The sequence below is a fragment of the Streptomyces sp. CA-294286 genome (assembly GCF_050947155.1).
GTDB lineage: Bacteria > Actinomycetota > Actinomycetes > Streptomycetales > Streptomycetaceae > Streptomyces.
The window spans coordinates 5,218,419-5,243,265 of sequence record NZ_CP192005.1 but is presented as its reverse complement, the minus strand read 5'-3'; the positions used below and the strand labels follow the sequence as shown (position 1 = coordinate 5,243,265).

Sequence of the window (24,847 nt, the reverse complement as noted above, 5' to 3'; positions counted from 1 at the left end):
GTTCCGCGAAGGGAAGCGACGAGGCCGATGGGCCGTCACGAAACGCTCGTCAGCGGGCCCTTGATGTCCCCGCACCCGGGAGCGCCCGGCCGCCCCGCGTCATCGCTCCCGCGTCAGGCCCAGCAGATCCCTTCCCGGCCCGACCGGCGCCGGCCCCACGGGCCAGACCGCGCGCAGGTCGCGGCGCAGTTCGACCCCTGCCACCTCGACCGGCACCAGCCGGCGCGCGCCCACTTCCTCCCCCACCGCCAGCTCGCTCAGCACGCTCGGTCCCGCCCCGCTCACCGCCGCGGCCTTCACGGCCGTCGTGGAGGACAGTTCGAGGAGCGGCAGCGCCAGGCCGCCGTACGGGGCGAGGGCCGCGTCCAGGACCTGGCGGGTTCCCGACCCCTCCTCGCGCAGGATCAGCGGCGTGGACGCCAGCTCGGCCGCGTCCACCGGACGCCGGCGCCGTGCCCAGGGGTGGCCCGGTGCCGTGACGACCACCAGCCGGTCGCGCCTGATGACCACCCCGTCCAGCCCCTCGGGCATCGCGGTGCCCTCCACGAATCCCAGGTCCGCGGATCCGTCGAGCAGGCTCCGTGCCACGGCCGCGGAGTTGCCCGCCTGGAGCGAGACCGCCGTACCGGGACGTTCCGCCTGGAGGGCGACGAGCCACCCCGGCAGCAGGTACTCCGCGATCGTCATGCTCGCGGCGACGCGCAGCCGCGAGTCCCGCTGTCCGCGCAGCGCCCGCGCCCCCGCGTCGAACGCCTCGGCGGCCTCCACGATCCGCCGCGACCAGTCGGTGACGAGGACACCGGCCTCCGTCAGCCGCGAACCGCGCGGCGAACGCTCGACCAGGGTCACGCCGAGCTGTCGCTCCATCGACCGGATCCGGCCGCTCGCGGCGGGCTGTGAGACGCCCAGTTCCCTGGCGGCACGCCCGAGGCTCCCGAGCCGCGCCACGGCGAGCAGCAGTTCCATGGCGGCCAGGTCCGGGACACGGTGGGAGAGAGGGGTCGGGAGAGACGGTTCACCGGGGCTCATAAGCCCAGCTTATGTCCTCATAGAGGCGTTGTCCCTGGTGGGCGGGGCATTGGCACCGGACCCTGGAGCCATGGCCCTCACCGCGCAGCAGCTCCTCCCCCGCACCCCCGAACGAGCCGATCCCGTCGTGCCGTTCCCGCAGCTGCGTCACCTGGGCCCCCAGTGGTACGCCACCGTCATGGGCACCGCCGTCCTGGCAACCGCCGGCACCGCCCTGCCGTACCGTTCGCCCGTCCTGCACGTGGCACTGACCGCCGCCTGGGTGCTGGCCGCGCTCGTCCTGCTCGTCCTGCTGGCGGCCCGCGCCCTCCACTGGCGCCACCACCGCGACCAGGCCCGCGCCCATCTCCTCGACCCGGCGGTCGCCCCCTTCTACGGCTGTCTCGCCATGGCCGTGCTCGCCGTCGGCGGGGGTGCCGCGACCGTGGGGCAGGACGTGCTGGGTCCTGCGACGGCACTGGGGGTGGCGTCGGTGCTCTGGGGCGCGGGGACCGTCCTCGCACTGCTGGCGGCGGCGGTCGTGCCGTACCTGATGGTGGTGCGGCACCGCATCGAGGGGGTGTCCGCCGCCTCTCCCGTGTGGCTGCTGCCGCTGGTCGCGCCGATGGTGTCGGCCGCGCTGGGCCCGCAGCTGATGGGGCACCTGCCGCAGGGCCAGGCCCGTACGGCGATGCTGCTCACCTGCTACGCCCTGTTCGGACTGAGCCTGCTGGCGACGCTGCTGATCCTGCCGCTGGTGCTGGCGCGGCTGCTCGTGCACGGGCCGCTGCCGCTGCCGCTCACGCCGACGCTGTTCCTGGTACTGGGTCCGCTCGGCCAGTCCACGACCGCCGTCAACCAGCTGGCGGACGTCGCTCCGGGCGCGATAGGCGCGACGTACGCGCACGGCTTCCAGGCCTTCGCCGTCGTCTACGGGGTCCCCGTGCTGGGCTTCGCGCTGCTGTGGCTGGCACTGGCGGTGGCGATGGTCGTACGGGGAGCCCGCGCCGGGATGCCGTTCGCGATGACGTGGTGGGGCTTCACCTTCCCCGTCGGCACGTGCGTGACGGGGGCGGCGGGACTGGCCCGGCACACCGGGCTCGACGCCCTGCTCTGGCTCGCGACGGGGCTGTTCCTGCTGCTCGTCGCCGCCTGGACGGTGACGGCCTTCCGCACCGTACGGGGCCTGCTCAGCGGCGCGCTGCTCGCAGGGCCGCGGCCAGCACGGCCGGCGCCTGGGTGAGCGAGGGCCCGTACCAGGTGAGCATCCGCCCGTCGACGAGGGCCGCCGCACAACCCGGGAACGCCTCCGGCCCGTCCTCGGCGGTGAACCGGTAGGGCTCGTCGGGCAGGACCACCAGCTCGGCCCCGCAGGAGCCGAGCTCGCCGATGCCGATTCTCGGATAACGGTCCTCGTGCGAGGCGTACGCGTTCGCCACGCCGAGCCGGCGCAGCAGGTCCCCGGCGAAGGTGTCCCGGCCCAGCACCATCCACGGCCGCCGCCAGACCGGCACGACCGCCCGGCACCGAGCGTCCGGCTCCGGCACCGCGTCCCACGCCGCCCGCGCCTCGTCCAGCCACGCGACGCGCCCGGCGGCCCCGCAGGCGCGCAGCGTCCTGGCCAGCTCGGCGAATGCCTGCTCCAGGCTGCGCACCTCGGTGACCAGGACGTCGACGCCCGCCTCCCGCAGGGCGGCCACGTCCGGTGCGCGATTCTCCTCCTCGTTGGCGAGCACGAGGTCGGGGCGCAACGCGAGGACTGCCGGGACGTCCGGGTTCTTGGTGCCGCCGACGCGTACGACCCCGGGCCCGAGGTCCGCCGGGTGCGTGCACCAGTCCGTGGCGCCGACGAGTGCCCCGGGCACGGTGACGGCGACCGCCTCGGTCAGCGAGGGGACCAGCGAGACGACCCGCTTCCGCGCCGCCGGGGCCGCGCTCACCGCCGGGACCCGTCCGCCGCGTCGATGTGCTCCGCCACCGCCACGACCACGAGCCGGGTGCCGGGTTCGGTGGCCCGCCAGCGGTGCCGGACGCCGCCGGACAGATGCAGCGCGTCCCCCTTGGACAGCCGGTAGGCGCGGCCCTCCGCCTCGACCTCCACCGCGCCGTCGGCGACGTACATCAGCTCGTCGTTGCGGTGCTGGTACTCCCGGCCCGCGTCCTGCATCCCGGTGAACTCCAGGGCGTGCAGCTGGTGGTGTCCGCGCACCAGGGGCCGTACTCCCGCGCCCGGTTCCAGGCCGGGGTCCTCGCCCGCCCGTACGAGGTCCACCGACAGTGCGGAGTCCGCCGCGGCGAGCAGCTGCGCCGCGGTCGTCTCCAGGGCGTCCGCGACCCGCTGGAGCGAACGCATGCTGGGCCTGGCCCGCTCGTTCTCTATCTGGCTGAGGAACGGCACGGACAGGCCGCTGCGCTCGGCGACCACGGCGAGGGTCAGCCCCAGGGCGCGGCGGCGCCTGCGCACTGCCGTACCGACGCGGACGATCGCCTTGTCGTCCTTCTTCTCGTCCTTGTCGTCCCTCGGCATCGCTCCGGCCCTCCTCCCCGCCCCGTCCCGTTCTCCCACCGACGCACAGCAGCCTACGCAATTTCATCCCATGGTTTCCCGCACACGTCACACCTGGACGACACCACTGCTTCCGCCCGGACGTCACTCGCCCGCCCCGGACCCCGTGCGGGGCGCCGCGGCCGGGTACCGCCCCCGGCGCGCCGCCCCACCACCGGCCCGCCTCGCGAACGGCGTGGTACCGCACTGCACTTGAGAGACCCTCACCCGCCGCACCCGCGGCCCTCCCCGCGATGCCCGCACACTGCTCCTCGGCCCGGTCCCGGGCCGCTGTCAGTGGTGTGCGGCATCATCGGGGACGTGACCCGACGCCTGATGCTCCTCGACACCGCTTCCCTCTACTACCGGGCCTACTTCGGGGTCCCGGACTCGGTCCGCGCACCCGACGGCACCCCCGTCAACGCGGTGCGCGGGCTGCTCGACTTCATCGCCCGCCTGGTCCACGACCACCGGCCGGACGACCTGGTCGCCTGCTGGGACAACGACTGGCGCCCCCAGTGGCGGGTCGACCTGATCCCGTCCTACAAGGCGCACCGCGTCGCCGAGGAGATCGAGGGCGCCCCGGACGCCGAGGAGACCCCCGACACCCTCTCCCCGCAGGTCCCGGTCATCGAGGAGGTCCTCGCCGCACTGGGCATCGCCCGGGTCGGCTCGGACGGGTACGAGGCGGACGACGTGATCGGCACCCTCACCGCGCGGGCGAAGGGGCCGGTCGACGTCGTCACCGGCGACCGGGACCTCTTCCAGCTCGTCGACGACGCCCGCGGGCGCCGCATCCTCTATCCGATCAAGGGCGTCGGCACGCTCCAGGTCACCGACGAGGCATGGCTGCGCGAGCGGTACGGGGTGGACGGCCCGGGTTACGTCGATCTGGCCCTGCTGCGCGGCGACCCGAGCGACGGCCTGCCGGGCGTACCGGGGGTCGGCGAGAAGACCGCAGCCAAGCTGCTCGACGCGTTCGGGAACCTGGCCGGGATCATGGCGGCCGTCGACGACCCCGCTTCCCGGCTCACCCCCTCCCAGCGCAGGAAGCTGGACGAGGCCCGTCCCTACCTCGCGGTCGCGCCGAAGGTCGTACGGGTCGCCGACGACGTCCCCCTCCCGCCCTTCGATCCGGCACTGCCCTCCGCCCCCCGGGATCCGGCGGCACTGGAGGCCCTGGCACAGCGGTACGGCTTGGGCGGTTCTTTGCAGCGACTTCTCTCGGTGCTGCCCGGCTGAGCTGTTAGCTTAGGTAAGCCTAAGCAATGCAGCAGAGCGTTTTGGGGAGAGCACCGTGGCAGAACGACCGGCCCGTAAGGCACCGCGAGCCCACGAGGCGACGGTGGTGCGCACCGAGCGGATCACTCCGCACATGGTGCGCGTCGTTCTCGGCGGCGAGGCTCTCGCGGCCCTCGGCGCCGACGAGTTCACCGACCACTACGTGAAGGTGCTCTTCCCCGTGCCCGGGGTGACCTACCCGGAGCCCTTCGACATGGCCCGGATCCGCGAGGAGTTCCCGGCCGAGCAGTGGCCGGTCAACCGGACGTACACGGTGCGCAGCTGGGACGCCGGGACCCGCGAGCTGGCCATCGACTTCGTGGTGCACGGCGACGAGGGCCTGGCCGGTCCGTGGGCGGCCCGCGTCCAGCCCGGCGAAACGGTGCGCTTTCTGGGTCCGGGCGGCGGCTACGCCCCGGACCCGGCCGCCGACTGGCACCTGCTCGTCGGCGACGAGAGCGCACTGCCGGCGATCGCCGCCTCCCTGGAGCGGATGCCCCGGGGCGCGGTGGTGCACGCGTTCATCGAGGTCCAGGACGCGGCCGAGGAGCAGAAGATCGTCACCCCGGACGGCGTCTCGGTGACCTGGCTGCACCGCGACGGCCGCCCGGTCGGCGAGCAACTGGTGGCGGCGGTGCGCGACCTGGACTTCCCCTCCGGCGACGTCCACGCGTTCGTGCACGGCGAGGCGGGCTTCGTGAAGGAGCTGCGCCGCCACCTGCGCATCGACCGCGAGATCCCCCGCGAGCGGCTCTCCATCTCCGGCTACTGGCGTCAGGGCCAGGACGACGACGCGTGGCGCGCGGTCAAGCGGGAGTGGAACGAGCAGGTGGAGCGCGAACAGGAGCAGTAGCGCATCCCGGGGGCGGGCACGATCCGCCCCCCGTCCGGCACGACAGACACATCCGGTACGTCCGGCAGGTCCGGCAGGAGGGCGCGGAGCCAGTCGGCTCCGCGCCCTCCTGCCGTCGCCCCCCGACCCCACGCCCTCGCTCCTTCGCCCGCTCCCGTGAGTCGCAGCCCTACGCACCCGTCGGGCGGGGCAAGCTGACCAATCCGGGCGGGCGCCCGCTCCGAACACCCTGTGGGAGCCAGTGTCCGCAGAGTGAGAGCGAAGGAAAGACCCGCGTGGAAGAAGCCGTCCAGTTCAGTGGAGCAGCCCCCTCGGGGCCGGACCTCCAAGAGCTCATCGGGCAAGTGGCCAGGGGCGACCAGGACGCCTTCGGCCGGGTGTACGACCTGGTCAGCGGCCCGGTCCTGGGATTGATCCGCAGTGTGCTGCGCGATCCGGCACAGTCCGAGGAGGTCGCCCAGGAGGTGCTGGTGGAGGTGTGGCGCACCGCCGCCCGCTTCCAGCCGGCCCGCGGCAGCGGAATGACCTGGGTGCTGACCCTGGCGCATCGCAGGGCCGTCGACCGGGTGCGTGCGGCGCAGGCGTCGACGGACCGGGAGCAACGGGCCGCGCTGCTCGACCGCACCCCCGCGTTCGACGAGGTCACCGAGCAGGTGGAGGCCCGGCTGGAGCGCGAGCAGGTGCGCCGCTGCCTGCGCACGCTCACCGAGCTGCAACGCCAGTCGGTGACCCTGGCGTACTACCGCGGCCTCGCCTACCGCGAGGTCGCCGAGCTGCTCTCCGTACCTCTGGGGACCGTCAAGACCCGTATGCGCGACGGACTGATCCGGCTGCGCGACTGCCTGGGAGTGGGCGCATGAGCACCGCCGAACTGCACACGCTGACCGGCGCGTACGCGCTGCACGCACTGCCCGACGACGAACGCGCCGCCTTCGAGCGCCACCTCGCGGACTGCCCCTCCTGCACGCAGGAGGTACGGGAACTGGCCGCCACGGCAGCCCGGCTGGGCCGCGCCATGACGGAGAACCCTCCGGACCGCATGAAGGACGAGGTCCTGCGGCGCATCGCGGCCGAACGCCAGGAGGGCCCGCTGACGGCCCGTCAGGGCCGGTCGCCGGGCAGGTACGGGCGGGCCGCGTCACGGTTCGTGCTCGCCGCGTGCGTGGCGGCGGCGGCCGCGTTCGGCGGTGTCGCCCTGTGGCAGTACGACGAGGCGCGGGACGCCCGACAGCAGGCGCAGGCCGCCCAGACGCGGGCCGAGGCGCTGGCGTCGGTGCTCGCCGCACCGGACGCCAAGGCCGCGACGGGCCGGGTCGGGGACGGCGCGTCGGCCACGGTCGTGGTGTCCCGCAGCCGGAACCAGGCGGCGTTCGTGGCGGCCGGGCTGCCGCAGCCGCCGCCCGGCAAGGTCTACCAGCTGTGGTTCAACGACGGCGGCACCATGCGTGCGGCCGGGCTGATGGACCCCGGGGCGCGCACCGACGCGGTGCTCCTCGACGGCCCGGTCGGCAGCGCGTCCGGCATGGGCCTCACGGTCGAACCCGCCGGAGGTTCCGCCGCTCCCACGTCGGACCCGCTCGCAGTGATGGACTTTCCCGCATGAGCCCCTCGACTCCCTCTTCCGCCACGTCCGGCGGCCGTGTCTCCGTCGTCCTCTTCACCTCCGACCTGCGCGTCCACGACCAGCCCGTGCTGCGGGCGGCACTGCGCGGGGCCGACGAGGTGGTCCCGCTGTTCGTGCTCGACGACGGGGTGCGGGAGGCGGGTTTCGCCGCCCCCAACCGGCGCGCCTTCCTCGCCGACTGCCTGGCCGGGCTGGACGCGGAACTGCGCGCGCGGGGCGGCAGGCTGGTCGTCCGTACCGGCCGGGTGGTGGACGAGGTCGTCCGGGTGGTGGCCGAGACCGGCGCGCTGACGGTGCACGTGGCGGGCGGGGTCAGCGGGTACGCCACCGGGCGCGAGCAGCGGCTGCGCACCGCGCTGGCCGCGCACGGCTGCGAGCTGGCGGTGCACGACGCGGTGATCACCGTGCTGCCGCCCGGCGCGGAGACCCCGACGGGTTCCGGCAGCGACCACTTCGCCGTGTTCACCCCGTACCTCCGCCGATGGGAAGCGGCGGGGACGCGTGCGGTGCTCGGGGCCCCGAGGACGGTGCGCGTGCCGGAGGGGGTCGCGAGCGATCCTCTTCCCGCCCGCACGTCCGTGCGGCACACCTCCCCCGGGCTGGCCACGGGCGGCGAGCGCACCGCCCGTCAACGCTTCACCGCCTGGCTCAGCGACGGCACGTCGGGCATCGCCGGTTACGAGGACCAGCACGACGACCTCCCCGGCGACGCCACGTCCCGGCTCTCCCCGTACTTCCACTTCGGGTGCCTGTCGCCCCTGGAGGCGGTGCACCGGGCCCGGCAGAAGGGCGGGCCCGGTGCGGAGGCGTTCGTACGTCAGCTGGCCTGGCGGGACTTCCACCACCAGGTCCTCGCGGCGCGCCCGGCCGCCGCGCACACCGACTACCGTCCACGGCACGACGCCTGGCGCTCGGACGCGGCCGAGATCGACGCCTGGAAGGCGGGCCTGACCGGTTTCCCGGTGGTCGACGCGGCGATGCGGCAGCTCGCGCACGAAGGGTGGATGCACAACCGGGGCAGGCTGCTGGTCGCCAGTTTCCTCACCAAGACGCTGTACGTGGACTGGCGGGTGGGGGCCGCCCACTTCCTGTCGCTCCTGGTCGACGGCGATCTGGCCAACAACCAGATGAACTGGCAGTGGGCGGCGGGCACCGGCACCGACACCCGCCCCCACCGCATCCTCAACCCCCTGGCCCAGGCCAAACGCTTCGACCCGCACGGCGACTACGTGCGCCGCTGGGTGCCGGAACTGGCGGACTTCGCGGGCTCCGCCGTGCACCAGCCGTGGCGTCTGGAGGGGCCGGCACGGGCCCGCTTCGACTACCCGGACCCGATCGTCGACCTGGCGGAGAGCCGGGCCCGGTTCGAGCGGGCACGCGAGTAGCGGCCACCGCCGGAGCGGAACCGCACCCGCACCGCCCCCGTACCCGCACCCGCACGACGGGTGGCTTCCCCGACGGGCCCACCTGCCCTTTCCGGAGGAACGCCACGGACCTTCGGAGCCGCGGGGCGGCCGGATTGCCCGAGGGGCCGAGAAATACCCGCACGGATGAATCACGCACGCGGACCAATCCGGAAGCGGCCTCGGCCCCGAATGCATTGCGTGAGCGAAAAAACCGGAAGTCGACGCATCCTCGCGGCAGCGGTCAGCGGACCGATCGCCGCCTTCGCGGCGCTGTGCGTGGCGGAGCTGGCGGCGGCCGCGGTACGCCCCGAGGCGAGTCCCGTGACGGCGGTGGGCGGCGCGGTCGTGGACCGCACCCCGGCCGCCGTGAAGGACTTCGCCATCCGCACCTTCGGCACCGCCGACAAACTGGTGCTCCAGATCGGCATCCTGACCGTACTGGCCGTGTTCGCACTGGCCGTCGGTCTGCTGTCGGCCCGGCACCGGCGCACGGCCGCGCTCCTCGTGGCGGGCTTCGGCGCACTGGGCGCGTGGGCCGCCGTGGGACGGCCGGACGGCCGTCTTCTGGATGCGCTGCCCTCGCTGGCGGGAGGACTCGCCGGGTGCGCGGTGCTGTTCGTGCTCACATCGAAACTGGGCGCACGCCCGTCCCCCGCGGCTGAGGGGAAGACGGCGGCGCCCGGGGGCGGGCCAGGAGGTTCCGGTACGGGGAACGTGGGCTCCCCCACGGACCCGGCCCGCCCCGGGGGCGCGGGGAGTGCGGCCTCCGCGCCCCCCACCGCCCCGAGCGGGAGGGAGCGGCCGCCCACTGCGGGGGCGGCCCCTTCCCGCCCGGCGGACACGGCCGCGGCGGAGCCCGAGCGCTCCGCCGGAAAGCCGACGATGCGCCCGGACGCATCCTCCATCCACGGAATTCCCGGCAGCCAGGAAGCGGACCGCCGCCGCCCCGCCGGATCGCCGGGCTTCGACCGCCGCGCGTTCGTACTCGCCGCCTCCGCCTCGGTCGCCGCCTCCGCAGGCGCCGGACTGCTCGGCCGGCACCTCAACTCCGGTCGTCAGGCCGACGCCTCCGCCGCCCGGTCCCGGATCGACCTCCCCGCCCCCGCCGAACGGGCCCGCCCGATCCCCCGGGGCGCGGAACTCTCCCTCCCCGGCGTCGCCCCCTTCACCACGCCCAACCGGGACTTCTACCGGGTGGACACCGCCCTCGTCGTGCCCCGCGTCGATGCCACGCGCTGGCGGCTGAAGGTGCACGGCCGGGGGGTACGCAGCCCGCTGTCCCTCTCGTACGACGACCTCCTCAAGCTTCCGCTGATCGAGCGGGACATCACCCTCACCTGTGTGTCCAACCAGGTGGGCGGCCCGTACGTGGGCAGCGCGCGCTGGATCGGCGTACGGCTGGCCGACGTCCTGCGCGACGCGGGCGTGCGACCGCCCTCGCGCGGCGGCCCCGCCGACCAGCTGGTCGCCCGCTCGGTCGACGGCATGACGCTCGGCTCCCCCGTCGAGACGGTCATGGACGGACGTGACGCCCTGCTGGCCCTCGGCATGAACGGCGAACCGCTCCCCTTCGACCACGGCTTCCCCGTCCGCATGGTCGTCCCGGGCCTGTACGGGTACGTCTCGGCGTGCAAGTGGCTCCAGGACCTGGAACTGACCACGTTCGACGACTTCGACGCGTACTGGGTGCGCCGCAAGTGGGCCCGTGAGGCGCCGATCAAGACGCAGTCACGCATCGACACCCCGCGTCCCCTCGCCTCGCCGAAGGCCGGCCGGGTCACCGTGGCCGGCGTCGCGTGGGCCCAGCACCGGGGCATCGCCCGGGTGGAGGTACGGGTCGACGGCGGCCCCTGGCAGGACGCGCGGCTCGCCGCCGAGGCGGGCCGCGACACCTGGCGCCAGTGGACGTGGCCGTGGACTGCCACCCCCGGCAACCACACCCTCGAAGTCCGCGCGACGGACCGCGAGGGGGACACCCAGACCGAGCGCCGGGTCGGCACCGTCCCCGACGGCGCCACCGGCCTCCATTCGGTGGTGGTCGCCGTGACCTGACGCACCGGGCACGCCCCGGACCACCGCACACCCCAGCAAGCCCACCCCCTTTTCAAGGAGAACATCATGCGCACCACCCGCACCCTCGCCCGTCGTGCCGCCCTCACCGTCTCCGCGGTGGCACTGCTCCCCCTCGCCCTGACCGGCTGCTCCGACGGCGGCACGGACAAGGACGCGCCCGCCAAGTCCGACGTCTCGCAGAGCCAGGCGCCGGAGACGCCCGCCGGGGCCGCCTCCGCCGACCCGATGGCCACCCCGTTCGGTCCGGGGTGTGCCGGCGTCCCGAAGGAAGGCGCGGGCAGCTTCGACGGCATGGCCAAGGACCCCGTCGCCACCGCCGCTTCCAACAACCCGGCCCTGTCCACCCTGGTCACCGCGGTGAAGAAGGCGGGCCTGGTCGACACCCTCAACAACGCCGAGAACATCACCGTCTTCGCGCCCACCAACGACGCCTTCGCCAAGCTCCCGAAGGCCGACCTGGACGCGGTCCTCGCCGACAAGGACAAGCTCACCAGCATCCTCACCTACCACGTGGTGGGCGAGAAGCTGACGCCCAAGCAGCTGGAGTCGGGCACCTACCCGACCCTCCAGAAGTCCACTCTGACCACCGCCGGATCCGGTGAGTCCTACAAGGTCAACGACAGCTCCAACGTCGTCTGCGGCAACGTCCCGACCGCCAACGCGACGGTCTACATCGTCGACACGGTCCTGATGCCGAAGAGCTGACCCGTCGCACCGGGCAACTCCGCCGTGTCCGTACGCCCACCCGTGACGCGTACGGACACGGCTCACTCGCGCGCGAGGCGGAGCCGGGGTGCAGGGGCGGGGCGGGGGGGAAGCGGGCCCGCCCCCGGGTGACGGGTCCGCAGAGGACGCCGGACCCGTCACCGGAGGGCCGGACCGGCCGGGACGCAGAACCCCCACAAGCAGCGTGGCCGGTGAAGACGGGCCCCACCCCGCGAACGGGACGGAAAGGACGCCGGACCGTCACCGGATGCCCGGACCGGTCGGGAGGCAGACCCCCACCGAGCAGCGTGGCCAATGAGACCCAGGCACCCCGCGAGGACCCGCAGAGGACGCCGGGCCGCCACCGGGACGAACCCGGCGGGGACAGCGGCCCGCCACCGGGACGGCCGTCCTGGTTCCGGCCTCCGCCTCACCCACACGCCGCGACCCCGCCCCACCGCTCCGTACCCTGGTCCCCGACATGAACCGCAGACCTCGCCGCCGCCCCGCCCCCGCCCCGCTCCCCCAGCGTCAGGGCATCGACCCCGTCCACCTGAGGTTCCCACCCCTCGCTCCCGGGTCCCGGGACGCTCGGGACACCCCGGGCGGCGTCCCGGACGGCCCGTGTGCCCCGAGCGGCGCGGAGGTCACGGACGGCGCGGGCGTCCCGGACGGCACGAACACGGACGGCGCGGGCGTCCCGGACGGTGCGGGCGCCCCGCGCCCCCCGGCCGCCCGGCGCGCCCCGAGCCCTCCGCCGGGCAGCGCCCGCGCGTACCTCCGCAGCCGTCTCGGCACCGTCGCGGGGTACGACACCGTCGACCGCATGCTCCGGTCCGGTGCGTTCGTCACCGCCGACGGCACCCCGCTCGCCCCGGACGCCCCGTACGTCCCGGGGTTGAGCGTCTGGTTCCACCGCCACCTCGCCCCGGAGCCTCCCGTTCCGTTCCCCGTCACCGTGCTGCACCGCGACGAGCACCTCCTCGTCGTCGACAAGCCGCACTTCCTCGCCACCACCCCGCGCGGCAGCCACATCACCGAGACCGCACTGGCCCGCCTGCGCCGCGACCTCGACCTCCCCGCCCTCAGCCCGGCGCACCGTCTGGACCGCCTCACCGCCGGTCTGGTCCTGTTCACGGTCCGCCCGGACGTGCGCGGCGCGTACCAGACCCTGTTCCGTGACCGTCAAGTCCACAAGGAGTACACGGCGTTGGCCGCGTACGACCCCACTGTCACCCTCCCCCGCACTCTGCGCAGCCGGATCGAGAAGACGCCCGGCGTCGTCGCCGCCCGCGAGGTCCCGGGCGAGCCCAACAGCGAGACCCGCATCGAACTCGTCGACCACGACCGCGACCTGGGGTGCTACCGCCTCGTCCCCCGCACCGGCCGCACGCACCAGCTCCGCGTCCACATGAACTCGCTCGGCCTCCCGATCCTCGGCGACCCCTACTTCCCCCGGCTCACCGACCCGTCGCCCACCGATTTCCGCCGCCCGCTGCAACTCCTGGCCCGGGTACTGGAGTTCACCGACCCCCTGACCGGTGTCCGGCACCGCTTCGAGTCCCGCCGCACCCTCCAGGCATGGACCGACCCCGACGGCTGGTCGACGGGACCCACCCCCTGATCCACACGTCACCCCGCACAGGCCGCGCAGGGCCCGCACAGGCCGAAGGCCCCCGCCGGGACACCGAAGCGTCCGACGAGGGCCCCACCCGATCCGCTGCCGCGAGACGCGGCACACCGCTTCGGCCTCACCCCACCGAGCTGTACGCCACCACTCCCCGCAGCACCGCGTCGACCGCCTTCCGGGCGTTCTTGGTGACCGTGCTGCCCTCCCGGGGAGCCGCCGCCGCCACCTGCCCCAGCACGTCGATGACCTGCTTGCACCAGCGCACGAAGTCCCCGGCCGGCATCTCCGCCTCACGCAGCACTTCGTCGAGCCCCTTGCCGGAGGCCCACATGTGAACCGCCCAGGCGAACCCGAGGTCCGGCTCGCGCTGGCCGACCCCCTCCGCCTGATTGATCCTGTGCTCCTCCTCCAGGGCGTCCAGCCTGCCCCAGATCCGCACCATCTCCCCGAGGGCCGCCTTCGCCGCGACGCCGGGGACCTTCGGCGCCACCGCGTCGTCGGACTGCCGCGCCTCGTACACCAGAGCGGAGACGCAGGAGGCGAGGTCGGCCGGGCCGAGCCCCTCCCAGACCCCCTCGCGCAGGCACTCGGACGCCAGCAGGTCCAACTCGCCGTAGAGCCGGGCCAGTCGCTTCCCGTGCTCGGTGGCCTCGTCGCCGCGCAGGTAGTCCAGCTCCGTCAGGAGCCCGTAGATCCGGTCGAAGGTGCGGGCGATGGTGTTGGTCCGGCCCTCGATCCGGTTCTCCAGCTGCCGGGTGTCGCGCCGCAGCCGGTGGTAGCGCTCCGCCCACCGTGCGTGGTCCTCGCGCTCGTCGCAGCCGTGGCAGGGGTGGGCGCGCAGCGCGGCCCGCAGCCGGGCGATCTCCCGGTCGTCGGCGGCCGCGGCCCGCCCCCTGCGCTGCCGCTCGGGGGCGAGATGCCCGGCCTTGGACCGCAGCTGCGAGGCGAGGTCCCGCCGGGACTGCGGGGACCGCGGGTTGAAGGACTTCGGGATCCGCATCCGCTCCAGGGCCTCCACCGGCACCGGGAAGTCGATCTCCGCGAGGCGTTTGACCTGCCGCTCCGCCGTGAGCACCAGGGGACGGGGCCCGTCGTGGTGCTCGAAGCCGCGCCGGTGCCCGTTGGTGCGGCCCGCCGGCACGCCCGGGTCCAGTACCAGGGCGAGGCCCGCGAACTTGCCCGTCGGCACGTGGATGACGTCGCCGGTCCTGAGCTTCTCCAGCGAGTCCGCGGCGGCCGCCCGCCGCTGGGCGGCGCCCTGCTTGGCGAGTTCCGTCTCCCGGTCCTTGAGGTCCCGGCGCATCGCCGCGTACTCCTCGAAGTCCCCGAGGTGGCAGGTCATGCCCTCCTTGTAGCCCTCCAGGCCCTCCTCGTTGCGCTGGACCTGCTTGGAGATCCCCACCACGGACCTGTCCGCCTGGAACTGCGCGAACGAGGTCTCCAGCAGCTCCCGCGACCGGTGCCTGCCGAACTGCTGGACCAGGTTCACCGCCATGTTGTACGACGGCCTGAAGCTGGAGCGCAGCGGGTACGTCCGCGTTCCGGCCAGGCCCGCCAGCGCCGTCGGGTCCATGCCGCGCTGCCAGAGCACCGCCGCGTGCCCCTCGACGTCGATGCCGCGGCGTCCGGCCCGCCCGGTGAGCTGCGTGTACTCGCCGGGGGTGATGTCGGCGTGCTGCTCGCCGTTCCACTTGACGAGCTTCTCCAGCACCACGGAACGGGCGGGCATGTTGATGCCGAGCGCGAGGGTCTCCGTCGCGAAGACGGCCTTCACCAGTCCTCGTACGAACAGCTCCTCCACGACCTCCTTGAACGTCGGCAGCATGCCCGCGTGGTGCGCGGCGATGCCCCGTTCCAGGCCCTCCAGCCACTCGTAGTACCCGAGGACGTGCAGGTCCTCGCCGGGGATGGACGCGGTCCGCTCCTCGACGATCTCCCGCACGCGCTGCCGGGCGTCCTCGTCGTTGAGCCGCAGACCGGCGTACATGCACTGCTGCACGGCGGCCTCGCAGCCGGCCCGGCTGAAGATGAACGTGATCGCGGGCAGCAGGCCCGCCGAATCCAGCCGTTCGATCACTTCCGCCCGGCTGGGCGTCCAGATCCTCGTGCGGGAGCGGCGCTCGCGTTCCCGGTCGGCCTCGCGCACCGTCTTGCCCTTGCGGCGGTCGCGCGGGTGGTACGTCTTCTGGTTCTCCAGCCGGGCCATCCGCAGCAGGTCCGGGTTGACCTCGCGTCGCCCGCCGCGCCCGTCGTCGGACTCCTCGAAGAGGTCGTACATCTTCCGTCCGGCCAGCACGTGCTGCCACAGGGGCACCGGCCGGTGCTCGGAGACGATCACGTCGGTGTCGCCGCGGACGGTGTCCAGCCAGTCGCCGAACTCCTCGGCGTTGGAGACGGTCGCCGACAGGGAGACCAGCGTCACCGACTCGGGAAGGTGGATGATCACCTCCTCCCAGACGGCCCCGCGGAAGCGGTCGGAGAGGTAGTGCACCTCGTCCATGACCACATAGGCCAGGCCGCGCAGCGACTGCGAGCCCGCGTACAGCATGTTCCGCAGCACCTCGGTGGTCATCACGACCACGGGTGCGTCCGCGTTGACGCTGTTGTCACCGGTGAGGAGACCGACCTTGGACGCGCCGTAGCGCTTCACGAGGTCCTGGTACTTCTGGTTGGACAGCGCCTTGATGGGCGTGGTGTAGAAGCATTTGCCGCCCTGCGTGAGGGCGAGGTGCACGGCGAATTCGCCGACGATCGTCTTGCCCGAGCCGGTGGGTGCCGCGACCAGCACTCCCTTTCCCGCTTCCAGCGCCTCGCACGCCTCGATCTGGAAGGGGTCCAGATCGAAGTCGTACATGGCGCGGAACGGGTGGAGCGCGGTGGCCTCCTCGGCGGCGCGGATCCGGGAGGCGGCGTATCGCTCGGCTGGTGAGAGGTCCTCTGTCATCTTGTCTTCGAGCCTACCCGGCACCTGTGACACTCGGCCCGATCTTTGTTCAGCCCGACGGACCGGGCCCCGGAACGGAACGCTCCCGCCGACCCGGTGCCCGGCTGGGGCTCAGGTGATGTCGTCGTACCCGTTGAGCTGCTTGGCCGGCGTCGGCTGGGGCTGTTCCGGAAGCATCCGGGACGCCGCGACGGGCTCGACCTCGTGGTCGAGCGGCTCGGGCGTCAGGTCGAGGGCGGACGCCTCGTCGTCGCTCAGGTGCGCGTCCGGGTTCTTGCGCTCGCGCCGCCGGTCGTTGAGCAGCGAGAAGCCGACCGCGAGGAAGTACAGGACGGCGATCGGGCCGGCCAGGGCGAGCATGCCGACGGGGTCGGTCGTCGGCGTGATCACCGCGCCGAAGACGAAGACGCCCATGATGACGGCGCGCCACCACTTGACCATGCGCCTGCCGGACAGGACACCCGTCATGTTCAGCATGATCAGGACCAGGGGCAGCTCGAAGGAGACGCCGAAGACGAGCACCATGCGCAGCGTGAAGTCCAGGACGTCACCGAGCGAGAGGATGTTCGCGGACCCGTCGGGCGTGAAGCTGATGAGCACCTTCACGCTGATGGGGAGGATCAGGTACGCGAGGTAGGCACCGCCCGCGAACAGCGGCACGGCAGCGCCGACGAAGGCGTACGTGTACTTCTTCTCGTTGCGGTGCAGGCCCGGCGCGACGAACGCCCACAGCTGGTACAGCCAGACCGGGCTGGACACCACGAGCCCGACGGTGAGGCTCACCTGGATCGTCACGCTCAGTGGCGACATGAGGGAGTTGAACGCGACGATGGCGCAGTTGCCGCCGCTGCTCGTGACGTCCGGGTCGCACTTGGGCACCGGTTCCGTGATGAAGCCGAGCAGCTTCTCGCTGAAGACGAGAGCCACGATGGTCGCCGCCAGAATGGCGAGCACACCCTTGGCGAGCCGGTTGCGGAGCTCACGCAGGTGTTCCACGAGGGGCATCCGGCCCTCGGGGTCCTTCTCCGTCTTGCGGGCAGACTTGAGCAACCCACGTCCTCATCTCGTGCGGCAGGGATTCACCGGTTGCGGTGCCTGCGGCGGACCTGGGTCAGCGCTGGGTGTCGGTCGGCTCGGTCACCGGGCGCGAGCCGGTCACGTCACCGGGCGCCGCCTTGATCGTGCGGGGGGCCTCGGTGACCGGTCCCTGCGGGGTCGCGGAGGTGTGCTCGGGGGCGTCGTCCTTCTTCATCGCCTTGGCCTCGCTCTTGAGGATGCGGGCGGACTTGCCCAGCGAGCGGGCCATGTCCGGCAGCTTCTTGGCGCCGAACAGCAGGATGACGACCAGGACGATGAGGATGATTTCGGGGGCACCGAGGTTCATGCTGATTACCTTCTTCACCGAGGCGACAGGGGGGTCTGGCACTCGACCGGCCGGACGTCTGTCCGGTCGCCGCGCTGACAGCGATCGTAACCCGAGGGGGTAAACGCGGGGCAATGCCCGTGCGTCGCCCCGGTAGCGGCCCGACGCCTCGCTCCGAGTCCGCGTTTACCGAGCGTACCGCCGGTACCACCGCGGAGGGATACGCGCACGGGGCCCCGGCCGGCTAGCGCAACGCGTCACCCGTCCGCGCCAGGCTCTCCGCCGACCGCTCCAGCTCGCCCGCGGCGACGTTGATGGCTTGCGAACTCTCCGCGACCTGCCGGCCCAGCCTGCGGACTTCGGCGAACACCCGGACCGCCAGGACACCGAGTACGGCGAGACCGAGGAAACCGAGCGCGATGGCGAGCATGGGCCAGAACATGGGCCGAGCCTACGGGGTCCCGGGACGGGCGCGCATCACAGCGCGGAGTGCAGGCGCAGCGTCCGCACCCCACCGCCGGTGAGCAGTTCCACGATGCGCTCGCCGGCCGGCTTGCGCACCGCCGACCCGCACTCCGGGCAGGTGAAGGAGTAGAACGTCGTACGGCGGCTGCCGCCGATCGCCAGCCGCAGCGCCCCCGCGGCCAGCTCGATGCGGGCCCGGCAGTCGGGGCACGCGGCCTTGAAGAGGATCGACTCCTCCGGAGCGGCAATACCAGACATCACGCTCATGTCCCCAGCTCTCCTCGTGCCTTGTTCTTCCCGCCCGGCGCGGCGGGTGTTCCGCCTGCACGGCTGCTGCTCACTGCGGCGGCGGTGCGCCGGGGGTGACGCGTCGGACGCCCGCCCCCGGACCGGGCCCGACGCCTCGCAGGCGACCAGCGCCGCCGTCCGGCCTGCCGGGCCGACATCCGGAGCCGCGTCCGGTGCGGCGGACCGGTGCCTCCTCGTGCCGGTGCGCCCGTCGCCCCGGCGCGAGCCCGGTGCCTTCCGGACCCCGGCGTCAGGCGACCGGATCGGGGCTCCGCCCCTCGACCGGCCCGTACGCCGCCAGCGCCTCCCGGGCCGCCTCCCGCGCACTGACCGCCAGCCCGGCCGGCGAGACGATCCGCCCGTCCCGGCCCAGGCGCAGCGCGAGCCGCCGCAGCGACGTGGGATCCGGCGTGCGCAGCGTCACCCGCAGCCCGCCGTCGGGCAGCTCCTCCGCGCTGTCGTGCGGGTAGTACTCGGCGACCCAGCGCCCGCCGGGCCCCACCTCGACCACCACCTCCGGGTCCTCGGCCGCAGGCTGCACCAGCCCCTCGGACAGGTCCCGCAACTCGATCTGCGGCGGCTCGGACGGCTCGTCGAGCAGCTTGATCTCCGCGACCCGGTCCAGGCGGAACGTGCGCCGCGCCTCGGACGTCCGGCACCACGCCTCCATGTACGTGTGCCCCACCGCGAACAGCCGGATCGGGTCCACCTCCCGCTCGGTCAGCTCGTCACGCGCCGGGGAGTAGTAGCGCAGCCACAGCCGCCGCCGCTCCGAGATCGCCCGGTCGACGTCCGCGAAGACCCCGCCCTCCGACTCGAACGTCACCGAGAGCCGCGAGCTGGCGCCCGCCACCTCGCCCGCCGCCGCCTCCAGCTTCGCGGTCGCCCGCAGCAGCGCCTGCCGGTCGCCCTCCCGCAGACCGGGCAACGTCGACACCGCGCGCGCCGCCACCAGCAGCGCCGTCGCCTCGTCGGCGGCCAGCCGCAACGGGGACGCCACGTCGTCCGGGTTGTGCCACCAGATCCGCTCGCCGTCGGTGTCGATGTCGAGCAGGTCACCGCCCCGGAAACTCGTCCCGCACATCGGCAGCACGTCCAGGTCCGAGATCAGCTCGTCCTGGGTGATGCCGAAGGCCCGCGCCACGTCGTCGACGTGCGCCCCGGGCCGCTCCCGCAAATACGTCACCAGCGACAGCATCCGCCGCGTCTGGTCGATGGCATTGGTCGCCACGATCCGTCCCGCCCCTCAGCCCTGGGCCACGGCGCGCAGCCGGTCCACGACATCCGCCCGCAGGTCCGCGGGCTCCAGCACCACCACGTCCGGCCCGAACTCCACCAGCCAGGCATCCAGCCCATGACCGTACGGAATGGCCAACTCGTCCCACCCGTCGCCCAGTTCGCGCACCGCGCTCGCCCGCGACCGCAACGGGTAGCCCGCCCCCGCCCGCAGCTTGATCAGCGCACTGCGGGTCGCGGTCTCCCCCGCCCAGCTCTCCACCGTCTCCCGCACCGTCACCACGTCCGGCACCTCGACGGTGAACGCGCCCGCCCGCGACCGCACCTTGCCCGTGATGCGCGACAGCCGGAACACCCGCTCCGCACCCCGGTCCCGGTCCCAGCCCGCCAGGTACCAGTGGCCGCGCCAGCACTCCAGCGTCCACGGCTCCACCTGCCGCACCTCGGGACGGGCAGCGGTCGCCTTGCGGTACTCGAAGACCACCGGCCGGCGGTCCCGGCACGCCAGCATCAACGGCTCGAACGCCGCCTCGTGCACGGGGATCCGCGGCTCCAGCGCACTGTGCTGCCCCCCGGCATAGGGGTCCTCCGCCTCCGGCATCCCCGCCGCGCGCAGCTTCTGGAGCGCACCGCTGGCCGCACCCGCCAACCGCGCCTGCTGCCACACCTTCGCCGCCAGCCCGAGCGCGGCGGCCTCCTCGGCGTCCAACTGGATCGCGGGCAGCCGGTTGCTGTCCCGGCGGGCCAGGTAACCCGCGTCACCGTCCAGGTTCTCCACCGTCTCGATGACCAGACCGAGCTCGCGCAGATCGTCCTTGTCGCGCTCGAACATCCGGTTGAAGGACTCCTCGTTGCCCGCCTCCAGGTAGGCCTCGATGGACTCCTTCAACTCACGCTTGCTGAGCGGGCGCCGGGTCCCCAACAGGCACAGAGCCAGGTTCATCAAACGCTCGGCCTTGGCAATCGCCATCGACGCCCTCTCATCCGAAGTGCACCGCGTACCGTCCCGGCGCTACGACCGTCGACCGTACCGCCCCGGGGTGTCGCGGCAAAAGCCGAGGGAGAAAGCGGACAGCGAACACGAGCGGAACGAACGGAGGGCCCCCGCCGTCCGGCGGGGGCCCTCCTCACACACCTGCCCCGATCAGACGGAGACCAGGTCGCAGACGAAGATCAGCGTCTCGCCCGGCGCGATCACACCGGCGCCCGCACCGCGGTCGCCGTACGCGAGGTGCGCCGGGATGGTCAGCTGACGACGGCCGCCGACCTTCATGCCCTGCACGCCCTGGTCCCAGCCCGCGATGACCTGACCGGCGCCCAGCTGGAACTCCAGCGGCGTACCGCGGTTCCAGGAGGCGTCGAACTCCTCACCGGTGGAGAAGGCCACACCCACGTAGTGGACCTTGACGTAGTCACCGGCCTTGGCAACGGCACCTTCGCCCTCCCAGATCTCCTTGATCTGCAGGTCCTTCGGGGCCTCGCCACCGGGAAAGTCGATCTCGGGCTTCTCGATGCTCACCACTGCGCTCCTACTTCGTACATGTCGGACAAAGGGACAGTCTTACACTGCCGAGAGAATGTCCACCACAAAGACCAGCGTGGAGTTCGCCGGCAGCGTCTCCCCCTTGGCCTCCTTGCCGTACGCCATCTCCGGCGGGATCACCAGCATGACGCGGCTGCCGGCCTTCTTGCCGACCAGACCCTCGTCCCAGCCCTTGATGACCCGGCCCTCACCGATCGGCGTGACGAACGGCGAACCGGTCTTCCAACTGGAGTCGAACAGCTCCGCCTTCGGCTTGCCCTTGTTCAGCTCCCAGGCCGCACCGCTGTACTGCATGTACACGGTCTGGCCCTTCTTCACCGCCGGACCGTCGCCCTCGATCAGCGTCTCCGAGACCAGCTTCTTCGGCGGGTCGTTCTTCGGAATCGCGATCGTCGCCGGCTCCTCCTTGTCCGCCTCGATCTTCGGCTGGTCGGCGGCGGTGTCCTTCTGCTCGCCCTCCGCCTTCTTCGGCATCACCTTCTGGAGATCCAGCACGAAGACCAGGTTGTCCGTCGGGCCCACCCCCATCTGCGGCTGCCCCTGCGCACCGAAGGCCGCGGCCGGCGGAGCGACGACCAGCAGACGGCTGCCCAGCTTCTTGCCCAGCACCGCCTGCGAGAACGCCGGAATCACCGACGGCGAACCCGCCGAAATGACCTGCGGGGCACCCTTCTCACCGTACGAACCACCCAGCGACTTGCTGCCCTTCCAGACCTTCGCCTCGTACCCGGCGACGACCAGATCGCCCTTCTTGACCTCCGCGCCGTCACCCGCCTTCACGGTGTTCACCACGAACTTGCCGCTCGGCTCACCCTTGGGAATGGTCACCTCGGGCTGCTTCCCCGCCTCACCCTTCACCGTGGGCATCGGGTCGGCGGAGTCCACCGGCTTCGGCGCCTCCGGCTGATCCGCAGGCTTGTCCGGAGTCGACGACGCACTCTTCGCATCGGTCGGCTCCTTGGACTCACCGCCCCCGCACGCGGTCAGCGCCAGGGCCGGAACGATCAACAAGGCTGCAAGTCGACGTCGCACGAGTGTCCTCGGGGATTGGGGGGGACCTGATTCAGTCCCGCCACTCTACGGCCCGCCCGGCCCCACACGCCGGAGGGCATACGCAAGGCCCCACGGACAACAAGTCCATGGGGCCCCGAGGAGTGACGCAACTCCCCCACATGCCGCCGGAAAACCGACTACATGCCCGCGATCAACTTCTCCACCCGGTCGTCCACCGACCGGAACGGGTCCTTGCACAAAACCGTGCGCTGCGCCTGGTCATTGAGCTTCAGATGCACCCAGTCCACGGTGAAGTCCCGCCGCTGCTCCTGCGCCCGCCGGATGAAGTCACCCCGCAACCTCGCCCGGGTCGTCTGCGGAGGAACCGACTTCCCCTCGAAGATCTTCAGATCGTTGCAGATCCGGGCAGCCTGCCCCTTCCGCTCCAGCAGGTAGTACAGACCACGGCGCCGGTGGATGTCGTGGTACGCCAGGTCCAACTGCGCGACCCGCGGATGCGACATCGTCATGTTGTGCTTGGCCCGGTACCGCTCGATCAGCTTGTACTTCATGACCCAGTCGATCTCCGTGCCGACCCGGTCCAGGTCCTCCGCCTCGATCGCGTCCAGCGTCCGGCCCCACAGCTCCAGCACCTGCGCCACGGTCCCCGTCCGGATACCGCGCCGATCGACGAAGTCCACCGCCTTCTCGTAGTACTCCCGCTGCACCTCCAGCGCCGACGCCTCCCGCCCGTTGGCCAGACGCACCTTGCGCTGACCCGTGATGTCATGACTGACCTCACGGATCGCCCGGATCGGGTTCTCCAGCGTCAGATCCCGCATCACCGTGCCCGCCTCGATCATGCGCAGCACCAGATCCGTCGCGCCGACCTTCAGCAGCATCGTCGTCTCGGACATGTTCGAGTCGCCCACGATCACATGCAGACGCCGATAACGCTCCGCATCCGCATGCGGCTCGTCCCGGGTGTTGATGATCGGCCGGGAACGGGTCGTCGCCGAACTGACACCCTCCCAGATGTGCTCCGCCCGCTGACTCACGCAGTACACCGCACCACGCGGCGTCTGCAACACCTTCCCCGCACCACAGATCAGCTGACGCGTCACCAGGAACGGAATGAGGATGTCCGCCAACCGGGAGAACTCACCGTGCCGCGCGACCAGGTAATTCTCGTGACACCCGTAGGAGTTCCCCGCGGAGTCGGTGTTGTTCTTGAACAGATAGACGTCGCCCGCGATCCCCTCCTCGTGCAGGCGGCGCTCGGCATCGACCAGCAGACCTTCGAGAATGCGCTCGCCTGCCTTGTCGTGCGTGACCAACTCGGTCAGGTTGTCGCACTCGGGTGTCGCGTACTCCGGATGCGAACCCACGTCGAGATACAGGCGGGCGCCGTTCCGCAGGAAGACATTGCTGCTGCGGCCCCATGACACAACACGGCGGAAGAGGTAGCGCGCCACTTCGTCAGGAGACAGTCGGCGCTGTCCCCTGAATGTGCACGTGACGCCGTACTCGTTCTCCAGCCCGAAAATGCGGCGGTCCATGTCTGAACATTACGCCTGATGACCGGAGCTGAAACCGGGTTCGACAACACCGATTCGATCATTTTCGCAAGCCCCCACGAGGTTTACGCCGCCCTCCCCGACCTGAGGCGCCCTCAACACCCGGCGCGTCGCCAACAGCACCAGCAACGCCGCCACCCCGCCGGCCCCCGCCACCGCGAAACTCACCGACGTCCCCCCGAACTCCACCGCGGGCCCCGCCACACCCGTACCGACCGCCGACCCCACGCCGAACGTCGTCACCAGCCACGAGAACGCCTCCGTCACCGTCCCCCGCGGCGCATGCCGGTCCACCACGATGAACGCACACGCCAGCGCCGGCGCCAGAAACACCCCCGACACCCCCGCCAGCACCGCCATCGCCACCACACCCGGCGTCAGCATCAACGGCAGGTACCCCGCCGCCAGCAACGCCACGATCACCAGCAGCCGCGCCTCCGGCTCCCCCGCCCACCGCCGCGCCCCGTACACCAGCCCCCCGCACAGCGCGCCCAGCCCCAGCGCCGCCATCAGCACCCCGTACACCCACGTCTTCCCGTGGTCGTCGCCGTACGCCACCCCCGCCACCGTGATCGACCCCAACGCCGTCCCCACGAAGAAGAACGACCCCAGCAGCGCCAGCAGCCCCGGCGAACGCAGCGCACCCAGCCAGTGCGCCTCACGCGGCGCCGACCGCCACCCCCTCGACGGCTCGGACAGCACCACCGACAGCGCGCCCAGCACCCCCACGCCGTTGATCACCAGCAACGCCGCCGCGGGCGACCACAACGACACCAGCAGCGTCACCAGCAACGGCCCGACCGTGAACATGATCTCCTGGGCCACCGCGTCCATCGCGTACGCCCGGTGCACCTTGTCCCCGTCCCCCAGCACACTCGGCCACAGCGCCCGCAGCCCGCCCTCCAGCGGCGGCGTGAACAGCCCCGCCACCGCCACCGCGGCGTACGTGAGCACCAGCGGATCGATCCCCGCCAGACAGAGCACCACCACGCCCAGCGCCGACACCAGCACCGCCGGCAGCTGCACCCGCGGCTGCCCGTGCAGGTCCACCGCCCGCCCCAGCAGCGGCTGCCCGATCGCGTTGGTCACCCCGTACACCGCGGCCAGCGCGCCGCCCAGGGTGTAACTCCCGCCCTCCGCCCGCGTGAACAGCATGATCGCGATCGGCGCCGTCGCGTTCGGCAACCGCCCGACCAGGGTCCCGGCCAGCAGCCGCGCGGCATGCCGCGTCCTGAGCAGTTCGGCATATCCCGCGGCCATCGTGCCGCCTCTCCCAGAGGACGCCGCCCACGCGGACGACGCACGTTTTACGT

The 24,847-nt window shown here is 72.4% G+C and carries 23 protein-coding genes; 9 read left to right on the top strand and 14 right to left on the bottom strand.

Annotated elements, in window-relative coordinates; translation table 11 throughout:
* Positions 1-99: 99 nt before the first annotated feature.
* Positions 100-1,029 (bottom strand): LysR family transcriptional regulator, encoded by a 930-nt coding sequence (locus tag ACQPZG_RS27885; protein WP_433548454.1) that lies wholly within the window; start codon positions 1,027-1,029, stop codon positions 100-102.
* 70 nt (positions 1,030-1,099) lie between these two features.
* On the opposite strand from ACQPZG_RS27885, the gene ACQPZG_RS27880 reads away from it, so the two are divergent.
* Positions 1,100-2,251 carry a TDT family transporter gene (locus tag ACQPZG_RS27880; RefSeq protein WP_433548453.1) on the top strand — a complete coding sequence of 384 codons (1,152 nt, stop codon included), beginning with the start codon at positions 1,100-1,102 and terminating at the stop codon, positions 2,249-2,251.
* Here the strand turns inward: ACQPZG_RS27880 and ACQPZG_RS27875 are convergent.
* Both ACQPZG_RS27875 and ACQPZG_RS27870 read right to left on the bottom strand, forming a co-directional pair.
* Entirely contained in the window at positions 2,199-2,948 is a 750-nt protein-coding gene (locus ACQPZG_RS27875) for a helical backbone metal receptor (protein ID WP_433548452.1), read from the bottom strand. The two genes, ACQPZG_RS27880 and ACQPZG_RS27875, sit on opposite strands and share 53 nt — an antisense overlap.
* A complete protein-coding gene (locus tag ACQPZG_RS27870; protein ID WP_433548451.1) occupies positions 2,945-3,535 on the bottom strand; it encodes a helix-turn-helix domain-containing protein in 591 nt (196 codons plus the stop codon). Before ACQPZG_RS27870 ends, ACQPZG_RS27875 begins: the two co-directional genes overlap by 4 nt.
* A gap of 354 nt (positions 3,536-3,889) precedes the next feature.
* On the opposite strand from ACQPZG_RS27870, the gene ACQPZG_RS27865 reads away from it, so the two are divergent.
* The 8 genes from ACQPZG_RS27865 (at position 3,890) to ACQPZG_RS27830 (ending at position 13,119) form a co-directional block, all read left to right on the top strand.
* The gene (locus ACQPZG_RS27865; RefSeq protein ID WP_433549580.1) at positions 3,890-4,795 is read left to right on the top strand and encodes a 5'-3' exonuclease; all 906 of its coding nucleotides are present in this window, start codon (positions 3,890-3,892) and stop codon (positions 4,793-4,795) included.
* A gap of 55 nt (positions 4,796-4,850) precedes the next feature.
* Complete coding sequence (locus ACQPZG_RS27860; protein ID WP_433548450.1) at positions 4,851-5,687, top strand: siderophore-interacting protein; 837 nt, start codon at positions 4,851-4,853, stop codon at positions 5,685-5,687.
* 275 nt (positions 5,688-5,962) lie between these two features.
* Positions 5,963-6,547: a sigma-70 family RNA polymerase sigma factor gene (locus ACQPZG_RS27855; protein WP_433548449.1), complete on the top strand. Its 585-nt coding sequence runs from the start codon at positions 5,963-5,965 to the stop codon at positions 6,545-6,547.
* Complete coding sequence (locus ACQPZG_RS27850) at positions 6,544-7,290, top strand: anti-sigma factor (RefSeq protein ID WP_433548448.1); 747 nt, start codon at positions 6,544-6,546, stop codon at positions 7,288-7,290. The genes ACQPZG_RS27855 and ACQPZG_RS27850 overlap by 4 nt, the downstream gene beginning before the upstream one ends.
* Complete coding sequence (locus ACQPZG_RS27845; protein WP_433548447.1) at positions 7,287-8,696, top strand: cryptochrome/photolyase family protein; 1,410 nt, start codon at positions 7,287-7,289, stop codon at positions 8,694-8,696. Before ACQPZG_RS27850 ends, ACQPZG_RS27845 begins: the two co-directional genes overlap by 4 nt.
* 219 nt (positions 8,697-8,915) lie before the next feature.
* Complete coding sequence (locus tag ACQPZG_RS27840; RefSeq protein WP_433548446.1) at positions 8,916-10,769, top strand: molybdopterin-dependent oxidoreductase; 1,854 nt, start codon at positions 8,916-8,918, stop codon at positions 10,767-10,769.
* 66 nt (positions 10,770-10,835) lie between these two features.
* Positions 10,836-11,495, top strand: a complete 660-nt coding sequence (locus ACQPZG_RS27835; protein ID WP_433548445.1) for a fasciclin domain-containing protein — start codon at positions 10,836-10,838, stop codon at positions 11,493-11,495.
* Between the two features lie 481 nt (positions 11,496-11,976).
* Positions 11,977-13,119, top strand: a complete 1,143-nt coding sequence (locus tag ACQPZG_RS27830; RefSeq protein WP_433548444.1) for an RluA family pseudouridine synthase — start codon at positions 11,977-11,979, stop codon at positions 13,117-13,119.
* A 127-nt stretch (positions 13,120-13,246) separates the two neighbouring features.
* On the opposite strand, the gene ACQPZG_RS27825 is transcribed toward ACQPZG_RS27830, so the two are convergent.
* The 11 genes from ACQPZG_RS27825 to ACQPZG_RS27775 all read right to left on the bottom strand — a co-directional run bounded on the left by ACQPZG_RS27825 (position 13,247) and on the right by ACQPZG_RS27775 (position 24,794).
* Positions 13,247-16,069, bottom strand: a complete 2,823-nt coding sequence (locus ACQPZG_RS27825) for a DEAD/DEAH box helicase (protein ID WP_433548443.1) — start codon at positions 16,067-16,069, stop codon at positions 13,247-13,249.
* A 111-nt stretch (positions 16,070-16,180) separates the two neighbouring features.
* On the bottom strand, positions 16,181-17,074 hold the full coding sequence (tatC, locus tag ACQPZG_RS27820) for a twin-arginine translocase subunit TatC (RefSeq protein ID WP_433549579.1): 894 nt from the start codon (positions 17,072-17,074) through the stop codon (positions 16,181-16,183).
* Between the two features lie 106 nt (positions 17,075-17,180).
* The gene (tatA, locus tag ACQPZG_RS27815) at positions 17,181-17,453 is read right to left on the bottom strand and encodes a Sec-independent protein translocase subunit TatA (RefSeq protein WP_433548442.1); all 273 of its coding nucleotides are present in this window, start codon (positions 17,451-17,453) and stop codon (positions 17,181-17,183) included.
* Positions 17,454-17,676: 223 nt separating this feature from the next.
* Positions 17,677-17,874: a hypothetical protein gene (locus ACQPZG_RS27810; protein WP_433548441.1), complete on the bottom strand. Its 198-nt coding sequence runs from the start codon at positions 17,872-17,874 to the stop codon at positions 17,677-17,679.
* 35 nt (positions 17,875-17,909) lie between these two features.
* Complete coding sequence (locus ACQPZG_RS27805; RefSeq protein WP_433548440.1) at positions 17,910-18,164, bottom strand: hypothetical protein; 255 nt, start codon at positions 18,162-18,164, stop codon at positions 17,910-17,912.
* Positions 18,165-18,435: 271 nt separating this feature from the next.
* Positions 18,436-19,416, bottom strand: coding sequence for a helix-turn-helix transcriptional regulator (locus ACQPZG_RS27800; protein WP_433548439.1), 981 nt, complete (start codon positions 19,414-19,416; stop codon positions 18,436-18,438).
* Between the two features lie 15 nt (positions 19,417-19,431).
* Positions 19,432-20,391, bottom strand: coding sequence for a helix-turn-helix transcriptional regulator (locus tag ACQPZG_RS27795; protein ID WP_433548438.1), 960 nt, complete (start codon positions 20,389-20,391; stop codon positions 19,432-19,434).
* Positions 20,392-20,565: 174 nt separating this feature from the next.
* Complete coding sequence (locus ACQPZG_RS27790) at positions 20,566-20,940, bottom strand: FKBP-type peptidyl-prolyl cis-trans isomerase (RefSeq protein ID WP_433548437.1); 375 nt, start codon at positions 20,938-20,940, stop codon at positions 20,566-20,568.
* Between the two features lie 42 nt (positions 20,941-20,982).
* The gene (locus ACQPZG_RS27785; protein ID WP_433548436.1) at positions 20,983-21,996 is read right to left on the bottom strand and encodes an FKBP-type peptidyl-prolyl cis-trans isomerase; all 1,014 of its coding nucleotides are present in this window, start codon (positions 21,994-21,996) and stop codon (positions 20,983-20,985) included.
* Between the two features lie 158 nt (positions 21,997-22,154).
* Positions 22,155-23,516: a Pup--protein ligase gene (gene pafA / locus ACQPZG_RS27780; RefSeq protein WP_185030834.1), complete on the bottom strand. Its 1,362-nt coding sequence runs from the start codon at positions 23,514-23,516 to the stop codon at positions 22,155-22,157.
* Between the two features lie 9 nt (positions 23,517-23,525).
* Positions 23,526-24,794, bottom strand: a complete 1,269-nt coding sequence (locus ACQPZG_RS27775; protein ID WP_433548435.1) for an MFS transporter — start codon at positions 24,792-24,794, stop codon at positions 23,526-23,528.
* Between the last annotated feature and the right edge of the window lie 53 nt (positions 24,795-24,847).

What these genes read in the sequence shown, in the direction of transcription:
- ACQPZG_RS27885 (WP_433548454.1), bottom strand. Translation starts at nt 1,029, where the DNA reads ATGAGCCCCGGTGAACCGTCTCTCCCGACCCCTCTCTCCCACCGTGTC.
- ACQPZG_RS27880 (WP_433548453.1), top strand. Translation starts at nt 1,100, where the DNA reads ATGGCCCTCACCGCGCAGCAGCTCCTCCCCCGCACCCCCGAACGAGCC.
- ACQPZG_RS27870 (WP_433548451.1), bottom strand. Translation starts at nt 3,535, where the DNA reads ATGCCGAGGGACGACAAGGACGAGAAGAAGGACGACAAGGCGATCGTC.
- ACQPZG_RS27865 (WP_433549580.1), top strand. Translation starts at nt 3,890, where the DNA reads ATGCTCCTCGACACCGCTTCCCTCTACTACCGGGCCTACTTCGGGGTC.
- ACQPZG_RS27850 (WP_433548448.1), top strand. Translation starts at nt 6,544, where the DNA reads ATGAGCACCGCCGAACTGCACACGCTGACCGGCGCGTACGCGCTGCAC.
- ACQPZG_RS27845 (WP_433548447.1), top strand. Translation starts at nt 7,287, where the DNA reads ATGAGCCCCTCGACTCCCTCTTCCGCCACGTCCGGCGGCCGTGTCTCC.
- ACQPZG_RS27835 (WP_433548445.1), top strand. Translation starts at nt 10,836, where the DNA reads ATGCGCACCACCCGCACCCTCGCCCGTCGTGCCGCCCTCACCGTCTCC.
- ACQPZG_RS27830 (WP_433548444.1), top strand. Translation starts at nt 11,977, where the DNA reads ATGAACCGCAGACCTCGCCGCCGCCCCGCCCCCGCCCCGCTCCCCCAG.
- ACQPZG_RS27825 (WP_433548443.1), bottom strand. Translation starts at nt 16,069, where the DNA reads ATGACAGAGGACCTCTCACCAGCCGAGCGATACGCCGCCTCCCGGATC.
- tatC (WP_433549579.1), bottom strand. Translation starts at nt 17,074, where the DNA reads ATGCCCCTCGTGGAACACCTGCGTGAGCTCCGCAACCGGCTCGCCAAG.
- tatA (WP_433548442.1), bottom strand. Translation starts at nt 17,453, where the DNA reads ATGAACCTCGGTGCCCCCGAAATCATCCTCATCGTCCTGGTCGTCATC.
- ACQPZG_RS27810 (WP_433548441.1), bottom strand. Translation starts at nt 17,874, where the DNA reads ATGTTCTGGCCCATGCTCGCCATCGCGCTCGGTTTCCTCGGTCTCGCC.
- ACQPZG_RS27805 (WP_433548440.1), bottom strand. Translation starts at nt 18,164, where the DNA reads ATGAGCGTGATGTCTGGTATTGCCGCTCCGGAGGAGTCGATCCTCTTC.
- ACQPZG_RS27795 (WP_433548438.1), bottom strand. Translation starts at nt 20,391, where the DNA reads ATGGCGATTGCCAAGGCCGAGCGTTTGATGAACCTGGCTCTGTGCCTG.
- pafA (WP_185030834.1), bottom strand. Translation starts at nt 23,516, where the DNA reads ATGGACCGCCGCATTTTCGGGCTGGAGAACGAGTACGGCGTCACGTGC.
- ACQPZG_RS27775 (WP_433548435.1), bottom strand. Translation starts at nt 24,794, where the DNA reads ATGGCCGCGGGATATGCCGAACTGCTCAGGACGCGGCATGCCGCGCGG.